The following is a 20,071-nucleotide window of genomic DNA, read 5'->3' as shown; positions in this document are numbered from 1 at the left end:
CAATCTCCTCTAGCTCTTGCCGAACGTCGCCTCAAACGCCTGCTCGAAGTCCGCAATCAAATCCTTCGGAGCTTCCAGCCCAACGGACAAGCGGATCAGGCGGTCCGTAATGCCCAGCCTCTCACGCTCGGCCAGCGGCAGATCGCAGTGCGAAGCCGTCGCCGGATTTCGTCACCAGTGTCTCCACGCTGCCCAGGCTCTCCGCGCAGGTGCAAAGCTTCAGCGACTCCATAAAGCGCATGGACACTTCGGTGCTCGCATCCAGTTCGAACGACATCATGCCGCCAAAGTTCTTCTGCTGCTTCTTCGCCAGCTCATGCTGCGGGAACGACGGCAATCCGGGATAGTTCACCTTCAGCACATGCGGCTGCTTCTCCAGCCACGTCGCCACCTGCATCGCGTGCTCGCAGTGGATAGCCAGCCGCGCGGGCAGCGTCTTGATGCCCTGCAGCGCCAGCCACGAATCGAACGGCGCCTGAATGCTGCCGATGATCTTGCGCACAAAGCGCAGCCGCTCGGTAATCTCTTCGTTGTGCGTCGCCAGCGAGCCGCCAATCGTCGCATTGTGGCCGTCGATATACTTCGTCGTCGACAGCATCGAGATGTCCGCCCCCATGTCCAGGCAGTTCTGCAGCAGCGGCGTCAGAAACGTATTGTCCACCGCCAGCAGCAGGTCCTTGCGCGAGTGCGCCAGGTCCGCCATCGCGCGAACATCCGAAAGCTTCAGCGTCGGGTTCGCAGGCGTCTCAATAAACAGCAGCTTCGTGTTCGGCCGCAGGGCCTTCTCCGCAGCCTCTGCCGAAGACGTATCGGCAAAGCTGTACTCCACGCCGAAGTTCGTCAGCACTTGGTGAAACAGCCGAATCGTGCCGCCGTAGATCACGTCAGAAAGCAACACATGATCGCCCGCCTTCAGCAGGCCGAAGCAAAGCGTCGTAATCGCCGACATACCTGAGCGGAAGCACAGCGCCTGCGCCGTTCCTTCCACGGCAGCAATGGCCTGCTCCAGCGCATTCACCGTCGGGTTCGCCCCGCGCGAGTAGCCATAACCCTTCGTCACACCCACGCTCTCGTGGATGTACGTCGCCGTCTGGTGAATCGGGAAGAGAATCGAGTTCGACTGCTTCTCGTAGCTGCGATTGGAGTGAATAACTAATGTGGACGGATCAAAATCAGGACGTTCGGACACGGGATTCTCCATCGGGGAATGCGACAGGTTTTGGTTGAGAGTCGTCGTTTGCAGGTTGCCCCAGACAGCTGCTCAGTGCAGGAGGAAGCCCTTAGGCTCCGCGCTCCAACTCTGGCCCGTTGCCGCCTGGGGCATACATGGCCATGCTCGCTTGCATTCCCGTAGCGTTCATCGCATTTCCTTCTCTATCTGAGAATACATCGTCCTTCCTCTACGGCAGAAGCCCTCAACGCAGCCCCTGAAGGAAGCCTGAAAACGGCAGGGCATAAGCCTTCGCCCTGCCATAACCCCACGCCCTTCCGCGACCGCAGTCTCCTGGTACAGCGTCAAGCAAGCGCCCACCCACCGAGTTCCATCTCGCGATAGGTTGTTCGCAGAAACAGGATCGGCTGTCTCCATCAGGCAGTTCTACTTCCTGAAATAAATCCATGAACAAGACTCTTGACCATCCTCTCCTGACTCCGATATCGTTCGCATACTTTCGTAAACGGCTTTGCTGGCGAATTTATTTGCTCCCAACAAACAATTCACACAGCAAACGCTCTGAAGGCTGGACTGGTGAACGATGTACATCGGAATTGATTGCGGAACACAGGGAACCAAGGCGCTCGTTGTTGCCTCGGATGGCACCGTGCATGGTCGCGGCTACGCGCGGCATGAACTCATTGAACGTGCCGACGGTGCGCGCGAGCAACAGCCGCAGTGGTGGGTCGATGCTCTGTGCCTCGCCGTCAAACAAGCGCTCGAGGAGGCCGGGTATCCTGCCATCGAGGGCCTCGGCGTCAGCGGTCAGCAGCACGGCCTCGTCGTGCTCGACGAAGCCTGCGAGGTTATCCGCCCCGCCAAGCTTTGGAACGACACGCAGACCGCCCCCGAGAACGCCGAAATCATCCGCCGTCTCGGCGGCCGGGAAGCCTTCTTCGAGCGCTTTGGCATCGTTCCGCTCACCGGCTACACCGTCAGCAAGCTGCTCTGGCTCGCCGAGCACGAGCCCGCGAACTTTGCTCGCGTCCGCCACATCCTGCTTCCGCACGAGTACCTCAACTACTGGCTGACTGGCCAGATGCGCGCCGAGTACGGCGACGCCAGCGGCACCGCGTTCTTTGACGTCCGCACCCGCAGCTGGACGCGCGAGGTCCTCGACGCCATCGACGGTGGCAGTGGCCAGCTCTTCGCTGCGCTGCCCTCGCTCATCGACTCCACGGAAGTTGTCGGCACGCTGCGAGCAGAAGTCGCTGCAGAGTTCGGCCTGTCTTCCTCCTGCCTTGTCAGCTCCGGCGGCGGCGACAACATGATGGGTGCGATCGGCACTGGCAACGTCCGTGAAGGCATCGTCACGCTCAGCCTCGGGACGTCGTCCACGGTCTACTCCTTCCGCGACCAGCCCGTGCTCGACCCCACCGGCAACGTCGCCTCATTTTGCTCGTCTTCCGGCGGCTGGCTGCCGCTGGTTTGCACCATGAACGCCACCAACGTCGTCACCGGCACCGTGCAACTTCTCGGCAAGACCGTCGCAGACATTGACCCCGCGCTCGACGCCACCGCGCCGGGAGCCGACGGCCTCGTCTTCCTGCCTTTCCTGAACGGCGAGCGCACACCCGACCTGCCGGCCGCAAAGGGTTCGCTGCATGGCGTCTCTCCGGTGAACTTCACGCCCGCGCATCTTATTCGCGCAGCGGTGGAAGGCATCAGCTTCGGCATCCTGAATGGGCTTGATTTGATTCTTGAAGGTCAGGCTGCTGATTCGATTCACCTCATCGGCGGCGGAGCGCGTTCCCGTGCCTGGCGTCAGATGCTCGCCGACGCAACCGGCGCAGAGATTCACGTGCCAATCGAACTAGAGGCAGGTTGTCTCGGGGCGGTCATTCAGGCTATGGTGGCTGTCGTCACATACAAGGGTCAATCTGCGGAGTTCAACGAGATCGCTGCACGTCTCGTCAAGCTGCGCACCGACGAAACAGCACGTCCTCGCCCCGAACTTCGCGCGGCATACGCCGCAGCTCGAGCGACATACAACCAGCAACTGCAACACAGTTATCCCCAAGCCGAAATCGTTCGTTAGCCCGGGAAATCTTCAACTATGCCGCTTTTCGCCTCGCTTGCGCTCTTTCAATCCAGCACGCCGACCCTGCACCTGTCGCCGGTCGACATCCTCATCCTCGTGCTCTACTTCGCGGTCGTCATCTTCATCGGCTTTTACGTGAAGGGTTCCACAAATACCAGCGAAGAGTTCTTCCTCGCGGGCCGTGAGATGAGCGCCTGGATCGCGGGCCTCAGCTTCGTCTCTGCCAACCTCGGCTCGCTGGAGCTGATGGGCTGGGCTGGCTCGGCGTACCAGTACGGCATCCTCGCGACGCACTGGTACTGGATCGGCGCGATTCCGGCGATGCTCTTCCTCGGCATCGTCATGATGCCGTTCTATTACATCTCGAAGACGCACTCCGTCCCCGGCTACCTGCAGCTGCGCTTCGGCGAAGGCGCACGCGGCGTCTCGGCTGTCAGCTTTGGCGTCATGACGATCCTCATGTCCGGCGTGAACATGTATGCCATGGCCGTCGTTATGAAGACGATCCTCGGCTGGAACATCACCTTCAGCATCTGGGTCGGGGCCGTCACCGTTGCCATCTATGTCATGCTCGGTGGCCTGCGCTCGGCCATTATCAATGAGGTTCTGCAGTTCATCCTTATCTGGGCCGGGGCCGCGCTCATCCCCATCCTCGGCCTCATCGAGGCCGGTGGCTGGAGCAACCTGAAAGCGCAGATCGCGCACAACGTCGGCAACACCAACTACACGCACCTCTGGGCGACAACCGGGAGCTTCGCTTCGAACCCGATGGGCGTCAACTGGTTCGGCCTCATCTTCGGGCTCGGTGCGGTCGTCAGCTTTGGCTACTGGACTACCGACTTCCTCGTCGTCCAGCGTGTTCTGTCGGCCAACAACCTGCGCGCCGCGAAGATGGCTCCCGTCATCGGGGCAGCGTTCAAGATGGCTGTCCCGCTCATCGTCATCGTGCCCGGCCTGCTCGCTCTCTCTGTGTTGAAGAACCCCGACGGCAGCATCATGCACCTCGTCCCCGGCGACGTTGCCCGCGTCACCCATCAGCACGCTTATGACGAAGTCCTTCCGCTGATGCTCGTGCGTTACTGCGGTCCCGGCCTGCTTGGTCTCGGCATTACGGCGCTCGTCGCTGGTTTCATGAGCGGTATGGCCGGCAACGTTTCCGCCTTCTCCACCGTCTGGACCTACGACCTCTACGGCGCGTACATCAACAAGAAGGCCAGCGATAAGCACTACGTCGCCATGGGCCGCTGGTCCACCGTCGTGGGCATGTTGATCTCCATCGCCAGCGCCTACATCCTTGCCAACGCGTCTTCCATCATGGACTACGTGCAGGCGCTCTTCAGCTTCTTCATCGCACCGCTCTTCGGCACCGTCATTCTCGGCATGTTGTGGAAGCGCGCCACCAAAGCTGGCGGTTTCTGGGGTCTGCTCGCAGGCACAGCAAGCTCCGTCGCGATGTTCGTCTACGTACACGAAGGCGGCAAGGCAGCGCTTGCGCACATCGCCCTCTCTCCCGATGCGCAGCCGATGGCCGAAAACCTTTTCCGTGCCCTCTGGAGCTGGCTCATCTGCGTGGGCGTAACGGTCGCCGTCAGCTTCATGACCAAGCCCAAGAGCGACGCCGAACTCGAAGGCCTCGTCTACGGCGCAACCGTCATCCCAGATGATGGTGCAACCACGCTCTTCCAGAAGCCAATCTTCTGGGCCTCCGTGGTCGCCATCGTCTTCGTCGCCCTCAATATCGCCTTCTTCTAGTCCCCATGCATAAACGACACAGAGGCCTCAGCTCCTGAGGCCCTGGGCCACAAACCGAAGGTCACGGCTTCAGCCGTGCCATCCCGCACTATCAACAAACGGGGCGCTAGCCCCTGAGGAACCAAGGAGGTACGAACATGGCAGAAGGCACTGGGCAAGGCGAATCGCTCAGCATCTGGTTTTTCGTCGGCGTCATGACGCTTCTCTATGGCATCGTTCTGCTGCCCTACGGTGCATGGGCCTGGTTCGGGCATCACGAAGCCCCCACCGTCCTGCACCAATACCACCCCACCTTCTGGTGGGGACTCATGCTCACCGCATTCGGAGCGTTCTACACGCTGCGCTTCCGCCCCCGCTCCGGCGATAAGTACAAAGCCTGAATCGGGCGCGTATGATGCACTCCATTGGGAACGAAGACCGAACCAGTATGAAGAGTGTTTCTAAAAGCCACGCCTCTGTGCGCGAGCTCGCCTATATCGAAGCCGCCTCCACCGAGCTGACGCGCGACATCAACCGCGACGTCATCCTCGAGCGCATCCGCTCGGCGCAACCCATCTCGCGCGTCGACCTCGCGCGCGAAACCGGCCTGCAACCCAGCACTGTCTCTTCCATCGTGGAGCAGCTTCTCGAAGAGCGCTGGATCCGCGAAGGCGCCGTCATCAAGACCGCGCGCGGCCGCCGTCCCACCATGCTCTCGCTCAACGACGACCTCGTCATCCTCGTCGCCGACGTTCGCCCCACTCAGGCCGTGACCGCCATCGTCGACCTCAACGGCCGCTTCCTCTCGCGCACCGTCGTCCCTCTGCCGCCTGAGCCCGAGCGCGCCTTCGTCGCCATCGCCGACGCCATGGACCGGCTCCGCAGCCAGCACCCCGAAAAAACCTTCGAAGGCGTCGGCCTCTCCATCCCCGGCCGCGTCGACCCCGACACTAACCGCCTGGCACTGATTCCCAATCTCCCGTGGGAAGGTCTCGACGTCGCCGCCGCCATCGGCCGCCGCCTCGGCCTGCGCGTCGAGCTCGAGAACGACGCCAACGCCTGCCTCCTCTCTGAGCTATGGTTCGGCCACGTCGACCGCGTCCGCAACGTCGTTCTGCTCGCGATCAGCGAAGGCGTCGGCGCAGCCGTACTCGCTGAAGGCCGCCTCGTCACTGGCCGCGACGGCCTCGCGGGTGAGTTCGGCCACATCTGCGTCGACCCTTCCGGCCCACGCTGCGGCTGCGGCAAAAACGGCTGCTGGGAGATGTTCGCTTCTTCACGCGCGGCTCTGCGTTACTACCGCGGCGGCAAAGCCGGTGCAGGCAAGATCATCATGGCGGAGCTCATCGCGCTCGCCTCCGGCGGCGACAAAGACGCCAAGGCCGCTCTCCGCAAGCAAAGCGAAGCCATCGGTCGAGGCCTCCACATGGTCAACGCCGCGCTCTCGCCCGAGGCCATCTTCTTCGCCGGCGACATCACCATGCACTGGGAGCTCGCCCGCCCGGTCATCGAGCGCTTCTGCCAGCAGGGCCTGCTCACCAAATCCGCGCCAGCCCTCATCTCCATCGGCGACGGGGAACTCGCTCTCCTTCGCGGAGCCGCAGCGGTCGTGCTGCAACGCCACACCGGCTACTACAAGGCCTCGACCCACACCAAGCGCCCGCGCAAGTCGGCCAAGACGGCCTGACGCCCACAAGGGAAGCCGCTCGGCGGTCGAACTCCAGCCCAATCGCACATGAAGGCTGGAGTCATCCAGAGGGCTCGCGGTTTACTGTTACTTATAGGGGCAAGCTCCCGCCGTCTCTGAGCGGAGTTGCTGTTCTAGCGCCCGGAGAGAAGAAGGAATGCGAAAAGGCTTTACCAGGCGACCGCAAAATGACGCACCCGCGGTGCCCGTCAAAAACTACATCACGCCCGGCGGCCTTGCGCGCCTGAAAGACGAGCACCAGTTCCTGCTAGCCAAAGATCGTCCAGCCGTGACGGAGGCCGTCGCCTGGGCTGCCAGTCTCGGCGATCGTAGTGAGAACGCCGACTACCAATACGCTAAGCGGCGGCTGAGGCAGATCGACGGCCGCATTCGTTTCCTCTCCAAGCGAATCGAAGCCGCAGACCTCGTAGACCCCGAAGCTCCAAGATCGAAGCTTCAGGAAGCGAAGGCTTACTTCGGTGCGACCGTGCTCTATGCCAATGCTGCGGGAGAAGAACGAGAGGTAAGCATCGTCGGCGGAGACGAGGTCGACCTCGATCGCAACCATATCAGTTGGGTATCGCCGCTAGGCCGTGCGCTCATGCGGTCGGCTGTGGGCGATAGCGTCATTCTCGATGCGCCGGGCGGCAAAGAGCGTCTGAAGGTTCTCGAGATTCGGTACGAGCGCATCGACGTACAGCCATTCCGTGAGCCAACCGGCTCTTACGCTGCTGCGAAGCAGCCCTAGAAAACAATCGGTGCCTTGCTCAGCCGGCCTGAATGCGACACTCCGAAGGCCTCTCTTGGCAACTATCAAGCGACAGCGGCGCGCTACCCGTGAGGGGCAACTCTCCAGAATCCACGAACGGTTGGGCAGGGCTTCAGCCCTTCCATCAAGCCGCCACGAATCAAAGCGGCTTCAGCCGCAAGGTGCGTCTGTACAAAGTCGGCTTCACCATGACTTCCCATAGGCCCACTTCTCGGTAGCGAGCCAAGGCCGCTAGGCCGTCACTTGTACGGACACCGCTTTACGGACAAGTGGATGTCATTGCTCGGAAGATTTCCTTGGCAACGCCAATAAAGTTTTTGCCAGGGAAGAAAGCCTGGCGAAGTCATCGTCGCAACTTCATTGCGAGCGATTTTTCGTCGCCCACCCCATCGCTCTGCTTGGCGAGGAAAAGAACGTTTGTAAGGCTCTGGAGGGGGTTGTTGATTTGGTGGGCAAGATCATGTGCCATCGCCATCGCAGCGGCGGTAGCCGCCTGTCTCAGCAGCTTTTCTTGCTGGCGCTGTTGCCGAATGCCCATCGCAGCGAACTTGGCGAGAATCTGCATCAAGTGGAGATCTTCGCTGTCAAAAGCTTCATTGCGGCTGTGCGAGATGATGAAGATCGTTCCGCGCATCTCCTCGACCTGCCAAGGGAGCAGTATCCCATCTTTCACCAGCGCGGCTTCAACGCCCAGAATGTCGAAGAAACGCTGATCTACGCGGAATAATTGCGGCGTTCCACGTTCGAGACACACGGTACAGGCGCTCGGAGTCCGGGGAAGAGAAGCGTCCAGGAAGGAGGAGTACTCTCCTGCGGTCGCGACCCAGTGATAGTAATTCTCGTCTGTCCTGCCTTCACGCTCAATACTGATCCCCGCGCTATCGGCACCGCAGAGGCGAACCGCTGCATTGACGAGTTCTTGGAGAATGGTCTCTGGACTCTCCACGAAAGCGACCGCCAGCCGATGCAATCCTTCCATCTGCATCGCTCCACTGCGGGAATGCAGGGGGCGCGTTGAATACAGAGATTCGTCAGCAAGGTCGGTGACTTCGAGTCCAGCTGCTTCGAGTTGCGCGGGCGTCTGCATCATAGGGATGGCACGATTCTATCGAGTTACGCTTCGAATCGCATCTCATTTGGCACTTGGGGATGAGGTCGTCATATCGCCCAAACGACCGACTAATCCTGAAAAACGCCGTTGCCGTCACCGATGGATCGCTTCCGACAAGCCGACATACCGGTACTGATGTGACCTAGTGAATGCATTGGCCACTTTGCCCCATCGAGATCACAACAGTCCATCATCCAACAATCATGAGCGGGCGTTCTTGCGATTCGGACGGAGGCTCTTCAATGAGCCGATCGGCGAGGTCAGTGGGGTTCCCAAGTGGCGTCCAACATCCCGACATGGACGATCCGTTCGGGAGATCGTAGTCGGAACCGATCAATCGCCATTCCGGGCTTTAATGGCTTGGGTGGCCCCATACTTAGTAATCAGCACGTTCATGAAATCAGGCTCGAATCCCGTGATGTAGGAGATCATCCCGGCGAGGCTGACGCGCTGCTTAGGGGTGAGTGTGTCGAGATGGTGAACCTGCGACCGCACATGCCGCTTTGTTTGCCGGCTGACATGCGCCAGATCATCGCTTCCCAGCACGATACCAGTGACGCGGCGTGCCTTGCGCTTGGAACTGTGCCTGGTCTTGGTCTTGTTGATCTTTAGACCCTTCGGCAGCGCCGAGGCCGCTACAAGGGCCTCGATCTCGGTTTGCACCTTCGCCAGAACTCCCTTCTCGGTGCTTGAGAAGAAGAAGTCGTCGGCGTATCTCGTGTACGCAACACCGCGGGATTGGCACAGCGCGTTCATGGCAACGTCGAGGTCGAAACACAGCGCGTTCGAAACGGCGGGCGAGGTAGGCGCGCCGATCGTGAGTTGCCCTTCTCTGAAGATGAGCCGGCCGAAGCTCTCGAAGTCTTCGCTCGTCCAATTCGTGAACAGCCCAGATCGCTGCTTGGCGTACTCGCGCAAATCCTGCATCTTCAGCGACGGGAAGAAGTCCTGCAGGTCCATCCGCAGGAGATACTTGCTTTTCGCGTGCACCTTGGCATTGTCGAGGATCGTCCCGCCCTTGCGGTACGCCGAGGCAGCAGGATGAACGGGCCAGGACGCAATGACGTTTGCCAGCAGCCACCGTTGCAGCGCCTTGAGGCGCTTCGATGGATGGAGAATTGTGCGAGTGCCGCCGGTCTTCTTCGGAATCTGGTACTGCTTGTACTGGTAGGAGGCAGTGCGCACCAGGCGCGCGACATAGGCCGGCGGCAGAGACAGCTCGTTGCACATCTTCTCAATGATCATCGTTTCGAATCCACCTCCCTCATCGCCTTAACCGCCTCCGGAATCGTGAGCAAACCCGAGATGAATTCGGCTCGCAGTTCGGGCAGGTTGACCATCCTGATGCGGTGATACGGGTGCTGCAGCGCATCCGTCTTGGCCGGCGAAAAGAAGATCGTAGTGGAGCCGCCAGCTGTTGCTATGGCGTCCTTGCGCAGAAGCCCCATCGCCTCCGCGAGCCCAACGAGCAGCGTGAGTTCCAGATCGGCTGTGGGAGCGCTGGGCGCAATCTTTCCCATGAAGTAGTCGATGCCCTCGATCGTGGCCGGGGCGATCACCGCCACAAGGTCACAGAGGAAGAACAGGAGGTGCTTGCGGCTGTTGACCAGGTCGGACACCTTTGTCGGCTTCGGCTTGGGGATCGTGTCGATCTTGCTTTCAAGCTCAGGCGCGCACTCGAGTATCTGGGCCTGCTTCGTCCAGATCGTCGGCCGGAAGTCAGACTCTTGGTCGATCCAGCGGATAGGGCCGGTGTTGATGAACGAGTTTGCAACCTTGTACTCGATGTCCACGATCGGCAGCAGCTTCTTGCGGAGAGCTTCGACATGTGAGAAGGCGCCCAGCTCCGCAAAGGTGCCAGCGCTCTCGACGATGATGACCACCATGTCGGACAAAGCCGCTAGATCGGATTCCATCTTCAGGGCGCCAAGGCCGGGATTAGATGAGATCAGCTCCCACACCCGTTCGGCGTAGAAGATCTGCAACTCCGGCCTCCGTTTCTGGAGGTAGTCGCGAAGCCTGTTTCGGGGTTTGCTGTTGAGCCCACCGCAAATGAAAACGACAGGCGAGATACGCCTGAAGCGGTAGTGATCCGGACTCAAGGACTTCACGATCCGTTCGCACGCCGAGCGCAACCTCGGCTCCTCGATCCACGTTTTCATAGCTCCTACTGTGAGCAGCGCCCCGGGAGCGAAGCGGGAGGGGCGAGAATACCAATCAATAATTCCGGGCTGGCTCTACACCAGCCACCGACAGACTGAACGAACTAAACTGTCGTAAAAACTAGGAGCTGGATATAAGCTATTTCGTCCCGTCACTTCCAGTCAACAGCTCGGTAAATCTTTGGCCCTGAGCGACTGCACTGTGTGCGGTCGTCACGGGGACATCGTATCGCCAAATGTCGCGTCAGAACAACGCACTCATCGAGCACCCGCTCAAGCGGGAGCACGGGATTAGTACCGATAAACGCGCTTCGCGTCACAGCCAGCTACTATCCATTGCGTCACACTGATTCCTGCGAACCTCCAACCTCAAAATCCCTCTAGGCGAAGATATCTTTCGCGTGGTACATCTAATGCGTCCCGTTTTCCGGCTGCTTTCGTGAGCCTGAACCACACGCTCCGCGTCAAAGCCGAAACGCCCGAGCCTTATTTATTTCGTAGGCACTAAAAAGCCTGAAACCATAGGAGAACAACCGCCTTGTCCGACACCGTCTTCAGTCCGTTTCCCACCGTCAAGTACGAAGGCCCCGATAGCAACAACACGCTTGCCTACCAGTGGTACGACGCCGACCGCGTCGTCCTCGGCAAGCCGCTCAAGGAGCACCTCCGCTTTGCCGTCGCTTACTGGCACTCCCTCGCCATGGTTGGCTCCGACCCCTTCGGCGGCCCCACGATCAACCGCCCCTGGAACACCGCGGGCGATCCCATCGCGCTCGCCAAGGTCAAAGCCGACGCCGCGTTTGACCTCTTCCGCGTCCTCGATCTGCCCTTCTTCTGCTGGCACGACGCCGACATCGCTCCCGCCGCCGACACCCTCGCCGGTACGCTGAAGAACTTCCACACCATGATTGACTACCTCGAAGAGAAGATGACCTCATGCTCCACGAAGGTCCTCTGGGGTACGGCCAATCTCTTCTCCCATCCGCGCTTTATGGCCGGTGCTTCGACCAATCCTGACCCCGAAGTCTTCGCCTGGTCTGCGGCGACGGTCAAGAACTGCCTCGACGCCACCAAGCGCCTCGGCGGCTCCAACTACGTTCTCTGGGGTGGTCGCGAAGGCTACGAGACCCTGCTCAACACCAACATGAAGCAGGAGCTGCACCAGATGGGCCGCTTCCTCTCCATGGTCGTCGACTACAAACACAAGATTGGCTTCGACGGCCAGATCCTCATCGAGCCCAAGCCCAAGGAACCGACCTCGCACCAGTACGACTTCGACGCCGCCACGGTCTACGGCTTCCTCAAGACCTTCGGCCTCGAAAACGAGGTTCGCGTAAACCTCGAAGCCAACCACGCTACGCTCGCCGGCCACAGCTTCGAGCACGAGATCGCCACCGCCGGTGCCTTCGGTATCCTTGGCTCGCTCGACATCAACCGCGGCGATGCGCTCCTCGGCTGGGACACCGACCAGTTCCCGAACGACCTCTGGACCATGTCCATGAGCATGTACCAGGTCATCAAGGCCGGTGGTCTGGGCAAGGGTGGTTGCAACTTCGACGCCAAGGTCCGCCGCCAGAGCTTCACCGCGGAGGACATGGTCCACGCTCACGTGGGAGGAGCCGACCTCTGCGCCCGGGCCTTCCTCACGGCTGCCAAGATCATCGAAGACGGTCGCTACGATGCTCTTCTGCAGGAGCGTTACGCAGACTGGGAAACGGCAGACGCGCAGGCGATCTTCTCCGGCAAGCTCACCCTCGAGCAGCTGGAGCAAAAGGCGCTGGCCTCCGGAACGAAGCCTGAGCCTCGCTCCGGCAAGCAGGAGCAGATCGAAAATCTGCTCGCCCGACTCATTTACTCCGACAAGCTCTAAATCGTTTCAAAAGGTAATCTTTACCGCCGTTACCCCCGAGAATTGCAGAGGGGAAACGGCGGTTTTTCGTGCTGGAAAGGCAGCTTTTTAGTCGTTTTGGTGTCCTGAAATTGGACATTTGGCACGAAAAGACCGCGTTTTACCGATGAAGTAACCGTTCTGCAGCAACGATCGAAAGCGCGTCATATCCCCCATTTTCAGGTCTATCTGCAACTTGGCGAGGTGGGTTCTCCCCGGAACGGGGAATTTTGGTAACCCGAAAAAACGATTACTTAGGTATAAGAGCTGTTTCAAAGCTTGCTTTTCATGATCTATCGATCCAGGTGACACCTCTCTTATGCCTCTTTCTTCCCGGAAGCTGACCGCTAAGTCGTATGTCTTGAAGGCTTTATGTCTTCTTGGCTTGTCCTTCGCCACAGCGAACGCCGTTCAGGCGCAATCTGCCACAGCCTTTCCCACCACCACCGCCGTCGGCACGACGTCAGCTGCGCTGACGGTCACGATCCCGCTGACTGTTTCGGGTATAGGACCTGGTGCTGTGGCCTCCACGCAGGGGGCGACGACTTCGGATTTCACGGCTGTCCCCGGCACTGGAAGCTGTGCGCTTGGCGTGTATCTTGCGGGCGGTAGTTGCACCACCAACGTTACGTTCAAGCCGCTGTACCCCGGGCTTCGTGTCGGCGTGGTCGAGGTGCTTTCATCTGATGGCCAGGTTCTCGGGCAGGCGCTTGTCAGTGGAATGGCGACGGGCAGCCTCGCAGTATTGAAGCCCGGCCGGATTGATACCGTGGTGGGCAGCGGTGACTGGATTTATCGCGGCGATAACGTGGTGGCAACCCTGGCGCAGATCTTTCTGCCGATGGGCATCGTTTCGGACGCTGCAGGCAATTTGTACATCTCGGACAGTAATAACAACCGCGTTCGTAAGGTGAATGCGACGACAAACATGATTATCACGGTGGCCGGAAACGGCACGCCGGGCTACTCCGGAGACAACGGTCTCGCCACGTCTGCCAGCATTTCTTCGCCTTCCGGCATTGTGCTCGACGGCGCTGGCGATATCTTCTTCGAGGACTCGGTGAATATGTGCGTTCGCCGTGTCGATGCCGTTAGCGGCATCATCACAACGGTTGCCGGAACCTGTGGTGTGCAGGGCTACTCCGGCGACGGTGCGGCTGCCACCAAAGCGACGCTATCGCTGCCCGAAGGCCTTGCCATGGGCACCGACGGTTCGCTCTACATCTCAGATACCGGCAACAATGTTGTGCGCAAGGTGGCTGCAGGAACGGGTGTCATCACGACCATTGCCGGTACGTCTGTGTCCGGCTACTCTGGCGACGGCGGAAAGGCTACTGCTGCTCAACTGGCCTCTCCCTGGGGGATTGCGCTTGGCTCAGACGGCTCGCTTTATGTTGCCGATCTCACCAACAACCGCATCCGTAAGATCGATCCCAGCGGCGTGATCACGACCGTGGCTGGAAACGGAAACCGCACGTTCGATGGTGATGGTGGCTCAGGGCCCGCCGCTGCGCTGAACGCCCCTGCAGGCGTCGCACTTGACCCGGCCGGAAATATCTACATCGGCGATTCGGGCAACAATCGCGTACGCGAAATCTCCGTCGCGACGGGGCTTATCAATACCATCGTGGGCACGGATAGCGAAAGTTTTGGCGGTGATGGTGGTGCTGCCAACGTCGCCAGCCTCTACGGCCCCTATGCGCTGTGGATTGATCAGACCGGTCAGCTTTTCATCGCGGATATGTTCCATAACCGTATTCGCCGCGTTACCGCAGCGGCGGTTCCGCTGATCTATGACACGATTCGCGTGGGCAAGACGTCCGCTCCTCAAGCCGTCGGACTGGAAAATGACGGTAACGCCACGCTCAACGTGAGTGGCTTTGCGTTCGACCAGTCGGCAATCGATTCCGCTACAACAACTTGCGCTGTTGGCACGCTCGCTATTGGTGTTCAATGCAATCTCGGCGTAGAGTTTGCTCCGACCACGGTTGGCGATACCGTTACCGGAACGCTTACGGTGAACTCCGACGCGGGCAACACTCCGGCGATCGTCACGCTTACCGGTGATGTGCTTACGGTGAACCCGACGGCGATTACGGTTGCGACCAGCGGAACTCCCAGCATGTTCGGTGCGAGCGTCACCTTTACGGCGAGCATCACAACGGACGCAACAACAGCCCTCACCGGTACGATCGACTTCAAGGATGGAACGACGACGATCTGCCAGGCGGTCACTGTAGCGAACAATGGTGCAGCGTGCAGTACCTCGCAACTCGCGCTGGGAACGCACTCGATCACGGCTGTTTACTCTGGCGATAATGAAAATGCCGCGGCCACGTCTCCTGCTCTGCAGCAGGTGGTCAAGCAGCAGGCCACGGTGGCCCTCACGGTTTCGCCAAGCCCCGGCGTTGTGACGCAGTCGGTCAGCATGTCGGCGACGGTAACGGCAGCCAGCGGAACAGCGAGCGGCACGGTGACGTTCAACTCGGACGGTTCTGCTGTCGGGTCGGCAACCTTGGCTTCAGGCATTGCGAGCATCAACATCTCGACGCTGACCGTAGGGACGCATACGATCACAGCCGTTTACTCTGGCGACACCACGAATGCTTCGGCTACGTCGCCGCAGGTGAGCGAAGTCATCGCACTCGCTTCCACGGCAACGACCGAGTCGTCTGACAAGACGGAGCTTCCTGTCGGCAGCACGGTTACGTTCGGCGCAACCGTTACCGGCACGGCGACGACAGCGCCTACGGGGACTGTGCAGTTCCTCGATGGAGCAAACTCTATCGGAAGCGGAACGCTTAGCTCTTCGAAGACAAGTTTCGCGACGTCCGCACTTACGCCGGGCACGCACAGCATCAAGGCGTCGTACACCGGAGATACGAATAACGACGTCAGCATGTCTGCGCCGATCTCGGTGGTGGTTGATCAAATTCCAACGGCAACGACGCTTGTTTCGGACTCAACTCCTGCGAACGCGGCAGCGATCGTCACCTTTACGGCGACGGTTACGGCCACGACTTCTGCGACGGGTGCGGGGACGCTCACCGGCACGGTCACCTTTATGGACGGAGGCACGACGCTCGGAACCGCGCAGCTTGATGCAAATGGAAAAGCGACGTTCCAAAGCAGCACGCTTTCAGTCGCTACGCACTCCATCACGGCGAAGTTTGGCGGCAACACGAACTACTCGGCCAGCACATCCACTGCCGTTAGTGAAGTGGTGAACAAGACCGCGACGACGACAACGCTCAGTGTTACGAGCACGGGGCTGGCGGGCAAGAGCGTCGCGCTCTCCGCTCAGGTCACCAGCGCGACCGGCATTCCTACCGGCACGGTCACCTTCTCTGACGGTGCGACCACGCTGGGTACCGGTACGGTCTCTGCGACGGGAGCGGCCACTTTCTCCACGACGACGCTTGGCGTTGGCAATCACTCGATCACTGCCAGCTACGGTGGCGACACGAACTATAACTCCAGCATCTCTTCGTCGAGCCCCGAGGTGATCGCACTCGCTACCCCGACGCTGACGCTTTCCGGTCCAACTGGTAGCGTGAACGCAGGTGTTGCTGCAACGTTCACCTCCGTGATTGCTTCGACCGGTGTCACTCCAACGGGCACCATTACTCTGCTGGATGCCGGAGCGAGCGTTTCCACGCAAACTGTTGCGGCAACCAATAACTTCTCTCTCTCAACACTTGCGGTCGGTCCGCATTCGCTCACGGTCAGCTATGGTGGCGACGGAAACAACGCAAAAGCTGTTTCGAACGCTGTTGCGGTGACCATTACGCAAGGCTCTACGGCAACCTCGTTAACCACGAGCAAGACGCCGCAGACACTCGGATCCTCGGTGACCTTCAGTGCGGTGGTGACGAGCCCAAGCCCGAACATTACGGGCACGGTCAGCTTCTATGACGGCGGAACGTTGCTGGGTTCCCCTGCGGTCGATAGCACTACGGGAGCGGCTTCGCTGGCGACCTCGGCGCTTACCTTTGGTGGGCACACGATTACGGCGAAGTACTCGGGCGATAGCAATCACACGCTTTCGAGTTCCGTGGCTTTGCAGCAGCAGATTGTTCAGCCGACGACGAGCGTGATTACCTCCAGCTTGAATCCAGCGGTCTCCGGTGCAAGCGTGACGTTCACGGCCCACCTGAGTGGAGCGATCTCGACCGCACCCAGCGGCGCAGTCACGTTCCTCGATGGAGCCACGACACTCGGTGCGGGCACGCTTGACGCAAGCGGCACGGCAACGTTTACCACTACAGCGCTGGCTGTTGGTCCGCACAGCATTTCGATCAGCTACGCAGGCGATACGAACTATGCGACTACGACGTCTTCGGTGCTGACGCAGACCATCACCAACGCCGACACGCAGGTACTGCTGACGGCAAGCGCGAACCCCGCAACCTACGGCGCGCCTGTGGTGCTGACGGCGGCGATCACCTCGAACGGCGGCCTGGCTACCGGGAAGGTGAACTTCGTCGAAGGCTCCACGATCCTTGGTACGGCGGTGCTCGATGGCACCGGTGTCGGCACGCTTTCGATCTCGACGCTTGCGCCGGGCACGCATACGATCTCGGCGAACTATCTGGGTGATGGCAAGGCTGCGGCCTCTGCCTCCACGCCTTTGACGCTCGTCGTGCGCCAGGCGACCTCGGTCACGCTCACGTCGAACGCGAATCCTGCCCTGACGCTGAGCAGCATTACCTTCACGGCAACAGTAGCGAACGCCGGGCAGGACGTTGCGGCGGGTGTGGTGACGTTTACTGACGGCTCCACGACGCTGGGCTCCGCCACGCTGGATGGCACCGGGAACGCAGTGCTCACGCTGCCGCTGCTGGCTGCTGGATCGCACGCGGTGATTGCAACGTATGCCGGCAATGGAACGAACTTCGCCGCAACGTCGCCAACGATCACGCAGGTCGTAAACCTGCGGGCTACTTCGACGACGCTCACTGCAACGACGGACCCTAACAACAGCCAGCAGGTGACGCTGATTGCAGTGGTCCGCTACACCGGGCCGTCGGTGCCGACAGGCTCTATGACGTTCATGAACGGAAGCAATGACCGTGGGTACGGCGACGGTCGATAGCACGGGCGTGGCTACGCTGGTGATCACGGTTGGCTCGGCCTCGCAGACGCTCACCGCGGTGTACTCGGGTGATGCAAGCTATGCGACCTCGACCTCGCCTGAAACCAGCATCTCGTCTGACCAGACACCGCAGTTCACGCTGACGTTGAACCCGTCGGCGATCTCGCTGACGAGCGGGCAGCACTCGGCGGCGACGCTGACGGTGAGCTCTGTGGGAACGTTCGCGGACACCATGCAGTTCGGCTGCCTGGGACTTCCGGTGGACGCGACCTGCACGTTCTCAGCAACCTCGCAGGACCTGAAGGCGGGCGGTACGATGACCGCTCAGGTCACGGTCGATACGGGCAATCCGCTGGGCTCGGGCTCAACGACGACGAACGCAAGTTCGAAGCTGACGTTTGCGATGCTGCCTGTTGGAGCTATGGCGATGCTGGCACTCTTCGGGCTGCGTCGTCGCAGAAAGCTGGCAAGCCTGCTGGTACTGGTGATCGCGATCATGACGCTTGGCGCGGCCACTGGCTGCTCAGGGCTGCATACGAACACGACGCCTGCCGGTACCTACACCTTCCAGGTGGTGGCGCGAGGCCAGAACACCGGCGTGGCTGAGTCGCAAACCGTTACCCTCACCGTGAAGTAAGCGAGGCCCGCCTATGAAACTCTTCCGCAGCCTCGTTTGCTTTGCCGTTGTTGTTGCCGGGATGGTGGTTCGCGCTCAGGCGCAAGCCATCCCCACGGCAACAGGGCCGGGACTCTTCTTCTCCGCTGGTGTTGCCGTTTCGGCTTTCCATAATCCTTATGGCGACCGCAACCTCGGCGGCATTACGGCCTTTGGTGGTCTGCACCTGCGTTCGCGCGTCAGCATCGAGGCAGAGGCGCGGTTCCTGCGCTTTCACACCGATGAAGACGTCACGCAGACGCATGTGCTCGTCGGGCCGTCGGTTACGATCCTGCGCAAGCCGCATCTGCAGCCGTATGCGAAGTTTCTCGTCGGGGGAGGCTATATGACCTTCCCGTTCCACTATGCCACTGGCTCCTACTTTGCGATGGCGCCGGGAGCAGGCCTGGACATTCCGCTGAACAGCCGCATCACCGTGCGTCTGATTGATGTGGAGTACCAGTTCTGGCCGCAGTTCACCTACGGGAATCTGCATCCTTACGGAATCAGTTCGGGCATCAGCATTCGCCTCACGCGACCGAACATCTTCCGCAAAGATCCTTACGTGTATTGAGCTTGAGTGTGGCTAATCCTGAAACCAGCGATAGCCGTTCACCTGCTCGTCGCTTGCTTCGCTCATCAGCTTCAGTACCTTCCTGCGCTTCACGTTGGCGCAGGCAGCTACCAGCACGTCGATGAGCGCAAACGGCGCGACGAAAGTGCTGCGCAGAGATGAGCCTTCAATGCCCGCGAGGAAGACGTCGTCGCTGTAGCGCGCAGCTGCACTGCTGGCCGCGTTGGTGATTGCCGCGCAGTGAGCGCCACGTTGGCGGGCTTCGCGAAGGGCGTCGACGGTGCAGCGCAGGCCGCGGCGAAACGTGATGCCAATGACGACATCCTGCTTCTCGACGGAGCGGACCGCGTGGATCATCTCGCCTGTGCTGCGAAGCAGTTGAGGCGAGAGGCCGAGCATCGTCAGCTGGTACTGCAGGTACTCACCCACTGCGCCGGAGAGGTCGCCACCAAGGATCAGGATGCGGCGCGCCGCGTGCATTCTGCGTGAGAGTGCGACGAGGCGTGCTCTGTCGAGCGTCGCTTCCAGGGCTTGCAGATTTTCGATCCCACCGCGCAGCGAGGCGTCCAGCACGTTATCGAGCGAGCTGCTTGAGCCGCCGGTCTGCTGCATGCGTTCGTATGTGGTGGCGTTGGAGAGCGAGAGGTCGTGCAGGTACTTCTTGAAGTCGCCGTAGGACGCAAAGCCCAGTTGCTGCACGACGCGCAGCAGGAAGGCGGAGTCTGTCTGCAGGCGTTCGGCGCAGGCGCGCACAGAGAGCAGAACGAACTCTTTGGGGTTGTCGAAGATGGGGCTGAGGATCTCTTGCCGACGTGGGCTGAGTGCGGAACGATGTTTTGCTACCTGGTCTGCGATAGGGGACGGCTCGGGCAGAGTACGTTTCACGAATAAAGCTCCAGAAGGAACGCAGCCCCGGCAGGGCTGTGTTCAAGCGTCTGATGGTTCGGTGCGGAAACATCGAATGTTGTCTATATTTTTATATCGCAAGCTCGCTTGCGGCAGAAGATTTCTGCAGCAAGAGCTACTTTTCTCTCTGGATAATGAGAGTTTGTTCTACAAACTCTCATTCCTACCGTTTGTTGTAAACCGTTGTTTTTATGACAACAAATGTAAGCTTTGGCTTGCTGCGTGACCGCTGCTCTACT

The 20,071-nt window shown here is 60.3% G+C and carries 15 protein-coding genes; 9 read left to right on the top strand and 6 right to left on the bottom strand.

Annotation, left to right across the window (positions count from 1 at the left end; translation table 11 throughout):
- Positions 1–9: 9 nt before the first annotated feature.
- Together PW792_15560 and PW792_15555 are read right to left on the bottom strand one after the other, a co-directional pair.
- Entirely contained in the window at positions 10–111 is a 102-nt protein-coding gene (locus PW792_15560) for a PLP-dependent transferase (GenBank protein MDE1163340.1), read from the bottom strand.
- A 10-nt stretch (positions 112–121) separates the two neighbouring features.
- Positions 122–1,189, bottom strand: a complete 1,068-nt coding sequence (locus PW792_15555; GenBank protein ID MDE1163339.1) for an aminotransferase class I/II-fold pyridoxal phosphate-dependent enzyme — start codon at positions 1,187–1,189, stop codon at positions 122–124.
- 565 nt (positions 1,190–1,754) lie between these two features.
- On the opposite strand from PW792_15555, the gene xylB reads away from it, so the two are divergent.
- The 5 genes from xylB (at position 1,755) to greB (ending at position 7,420) form a co-directional block, all read left to right on the top strand.
- The gene (xylB, locus tag PW792_15550) at positions 1,755–3,251 is read left to right on the top strand and encodes a xylulokinase (protein ID MDE1163338.1); all 1,497 of its coding nucleotides are present in this window, start codon (positions 1,755–1,757) and stop codon (positions 3,249–3,251) included.
- An 18-nt stretch (positions 3,252–3,269) separates the two neighbouring features.
- Complete coding sequence (locus tag PW792_15545) at positions 3,270–5,006, top strand: sodium:solute symporter family protein (GenBank protein ID MDE1163337.1); 1,737 nt, start codon at positions 3,270–3,272, stop codon at positions 5,004–5,006.
- 137 nt (positions 5,007–5,143) lie between these two features.
- Positions 5,144–5,386, top strand: coding sequence for a hypothetical protein (locus tag PW792_15540; protein MDE1163336.1), 243 nt, complete (start codon positions 5,144–5,146; stop codon positions 5,384–5,386).
- A 47-nt stretch (positions 5,387–5,433) separates the two neighbouring features.
- Complete coding sequence (locus PW792_15535) at positions 5,434–6,672, top strand: ROK family transcriptional regulator (protein ID MDE1163335.1); 1,239 nt, start codon at positions 5,434–5,436, stop codon at positions 6,670–6,672.
- A 202-nt stretch (positions 6,673–6,874) separates the two neighbouring features.
- Complete coding sequence (gene greB, locus PW792_15530) at positions 6,875–7,420, top strand: transcription elongation factor GreB (GenBank protein MDE1163334.1); 546 nt, start codon at positions 6,875–6,877, stop codon at positions 7,418–7,420.
- 364 nt (positions 7,421–7,784) lie between these two features.
- Here greB and PW792_15525 read toward each other — a convergent pair whose 3' ends face one another.
- The 3 genes from PW792_15525 to PW792_15515 all read right to left on the bottom strand — a co-directional run bounded on the left by PW792_15525 (position 7,785) and on the right by PW792_15515 (position 10,714).
- Positions 7,785–8,531: a GAF domain-containing protein gene (locus tag PW792_15525; GenBank protein ID MDE1163333.1), complete on the bottom strand. Its 747-nt coding sequence runs from the start codon at positions 8,529–8,531 to the stop codon at positions 7,785–7,787.
- Positions 8,532–8,885: 354 nt separating this feature from the next.
- Positions 8,886–9,797, bottom strand: a complete 912-nt coding sequence (locus PW792_15520) for a retron St85 family RNA-directed DNA polymerase (GenBank protein ID MDE1163332.1) — start codon at positions 9,795–9,797, stop codon at positions 8,886–8,888.
- Positions 9,794–10,714: a retron St85 family effector protein gene (locus PW792_15515; protein MDE1163331.1), complete on the bottom strand. Its 921-nt coding sequence runs from the start codon at positions 10,712–10,714 to the stop codon at positions 9,794–9,796. The genes PW792_15520 and PW792_15515 overlap by 4 nt, the downstream gene beginning before the upstream one ends.
- Before the next feature lie 538 nt (positions 10,715–11,252).
- Between PW792_15515 and xylA the strand changes: the two genes are divergently transcribed.
- From xylA to PW792_15495, 4 genes are all read left to right on the top strand, one after another.
- Entirely contained in the window at positions 11,253–12,584 is a 1,332-nt protein-coding gene (gene xylA, locus PW792_15510; protein MDE1163330.1) for a xylose isomerase, read from the top strand.
- Between the two features lie 337 nt (positions 12,585–12,921).
- Positions 12,922–17,697, top strand: coding sequence for an Ig-like domain repeat protein (locus PW792_15505; protein ID MDE1163329.1), 4,776 nt, complete (start codon positions 12,922–12,924; stop codon positions 17,695–17,697).
- Positions 17,669–18,334 (top strand): hypothetical protein, encoded by a 666-nt coding sequence (locus tag PW792_15500; GenBank protein ID MDE1163328.1) that lies wholly within the window; start codon positions 17,669–17,671, stop codon positions 18,332–18,334. The genes PW792_15505 and PW792_15500 overlap by 29 nt, the downstream gene beginning before the upstream one ends.
- Before the next feature lie 13 nt (positions 18,335–18,347).
- Positions 18,348–18,926 (top strand): hypothetical protein, encoded by a 579-nt coding sequence (locus PW792_15495; protein ID MDE1163327.1) that lies wholly within the window; start codon positions 18,348–18,350, stop codon positions 18,924–18,926.
- A gap of 12 nt (positions 18,927–18,938) precedes the next feature.
- On the opposite strand, the gene PW792_15490 is transcribed toward PW792_15495, so the two are convergent.
- Complete coding sequence (locus PW792_15490) at positions 18,939–19,811, bottom strand: MurR/RpiR family transcriptional regulator (protein MDE1163326.1); 873 nt, start codon at positions 19,809–19,811, stop codon at positions 18,939–18,941.
- Positions 19,812–20,071 lie beyond the last annotated feature (260 nt).

This window comes from Acidobacteriaceae bacterium (assembly GCA_028283655.1).
In the GTDB taxonomy this organism is placed as follows: domain Bacteria; phylum Acidobacteriota; class Terriglobia; order Terriglobales; family Acidobacteriaceae; genus Granulicella.
This window is presented reverse-complemented; position numbering and strand designations above follow the sequence as displayed.

Excerpts from the sequence above, each read along its gene's own strand:
- PW792_15505 (MDE1163329.1), top strand. The coding sequence starts at position 12,922 with ATGCCTCTTTCTTCCCGGAAGCTGACCGCTAAGTCGTATGTCTTGAAG.
- xylB (MDE1163338.1), top strand. The coding sequence starts at position 1,755 with ATGTACATCGGAATTGATTGCGGAACACAGGGAACCAAGGCGCTCGTT.
- PW792_15545 (MDE1163337.1), top strand. The coding sequence starts at position 3,270 with ATGCCGCTTTTCGCCTCGCTTGCGCTCTTTCAATCCAGCACGCCGACC.
- PW792_15525 (MDE1163333.1), bottom strand. The coding sequence starts at position 8,531 with ATGATGCAGACGCCCGCGCAACTCGAAGCAGCTGGACTCGAAGTCACC.
- PW792_15520 (MDE1163332.1), bottom strand. The coding sequence starts at position 9,797 with ATGATCATTGAGAAGATGTGCAACGAGCTGTCTCTGCCGCCGGCCTAT.
- PW792_15540 (MDE1163336.1), top strand. The coding sequence starts at position 5,144 with ATGGCAGAAGGCACTGGGCAAGGCGAATCGCTCAGCATCTGGTTTTTC.
- PW792_15500 (MDE1163328.1), top strand. The coding sequence starts at position 17,669 with ATGACCGTGGGTACGGCGACGGTCGATAGCACGGGCGTGGCTACGCTG.
- PW792_15515 (MDE1163331.1), bottom strand. The coding sequence starts at position 10,714 with ATGAAAACGTGGATCGAGGAGCCGAGGTTGCGCTCGGCGTGCGAACGG.
- PW792_15495 (MDE1163327.1), top strand. The coding sequence starts at position 18,348 with ATGAAACTCTTCCGCAGCCTCGTTTGCTTTGCCGTTGTTGTTGCCGGG.
- PW792_15535 (MDE1163335.1), top strand. The coding sequence starts at position 5,434 with ATGAAGAGTGTTTCTAAAAGCCACGCCTCTGTGCGCGAGCTCGCCTAT.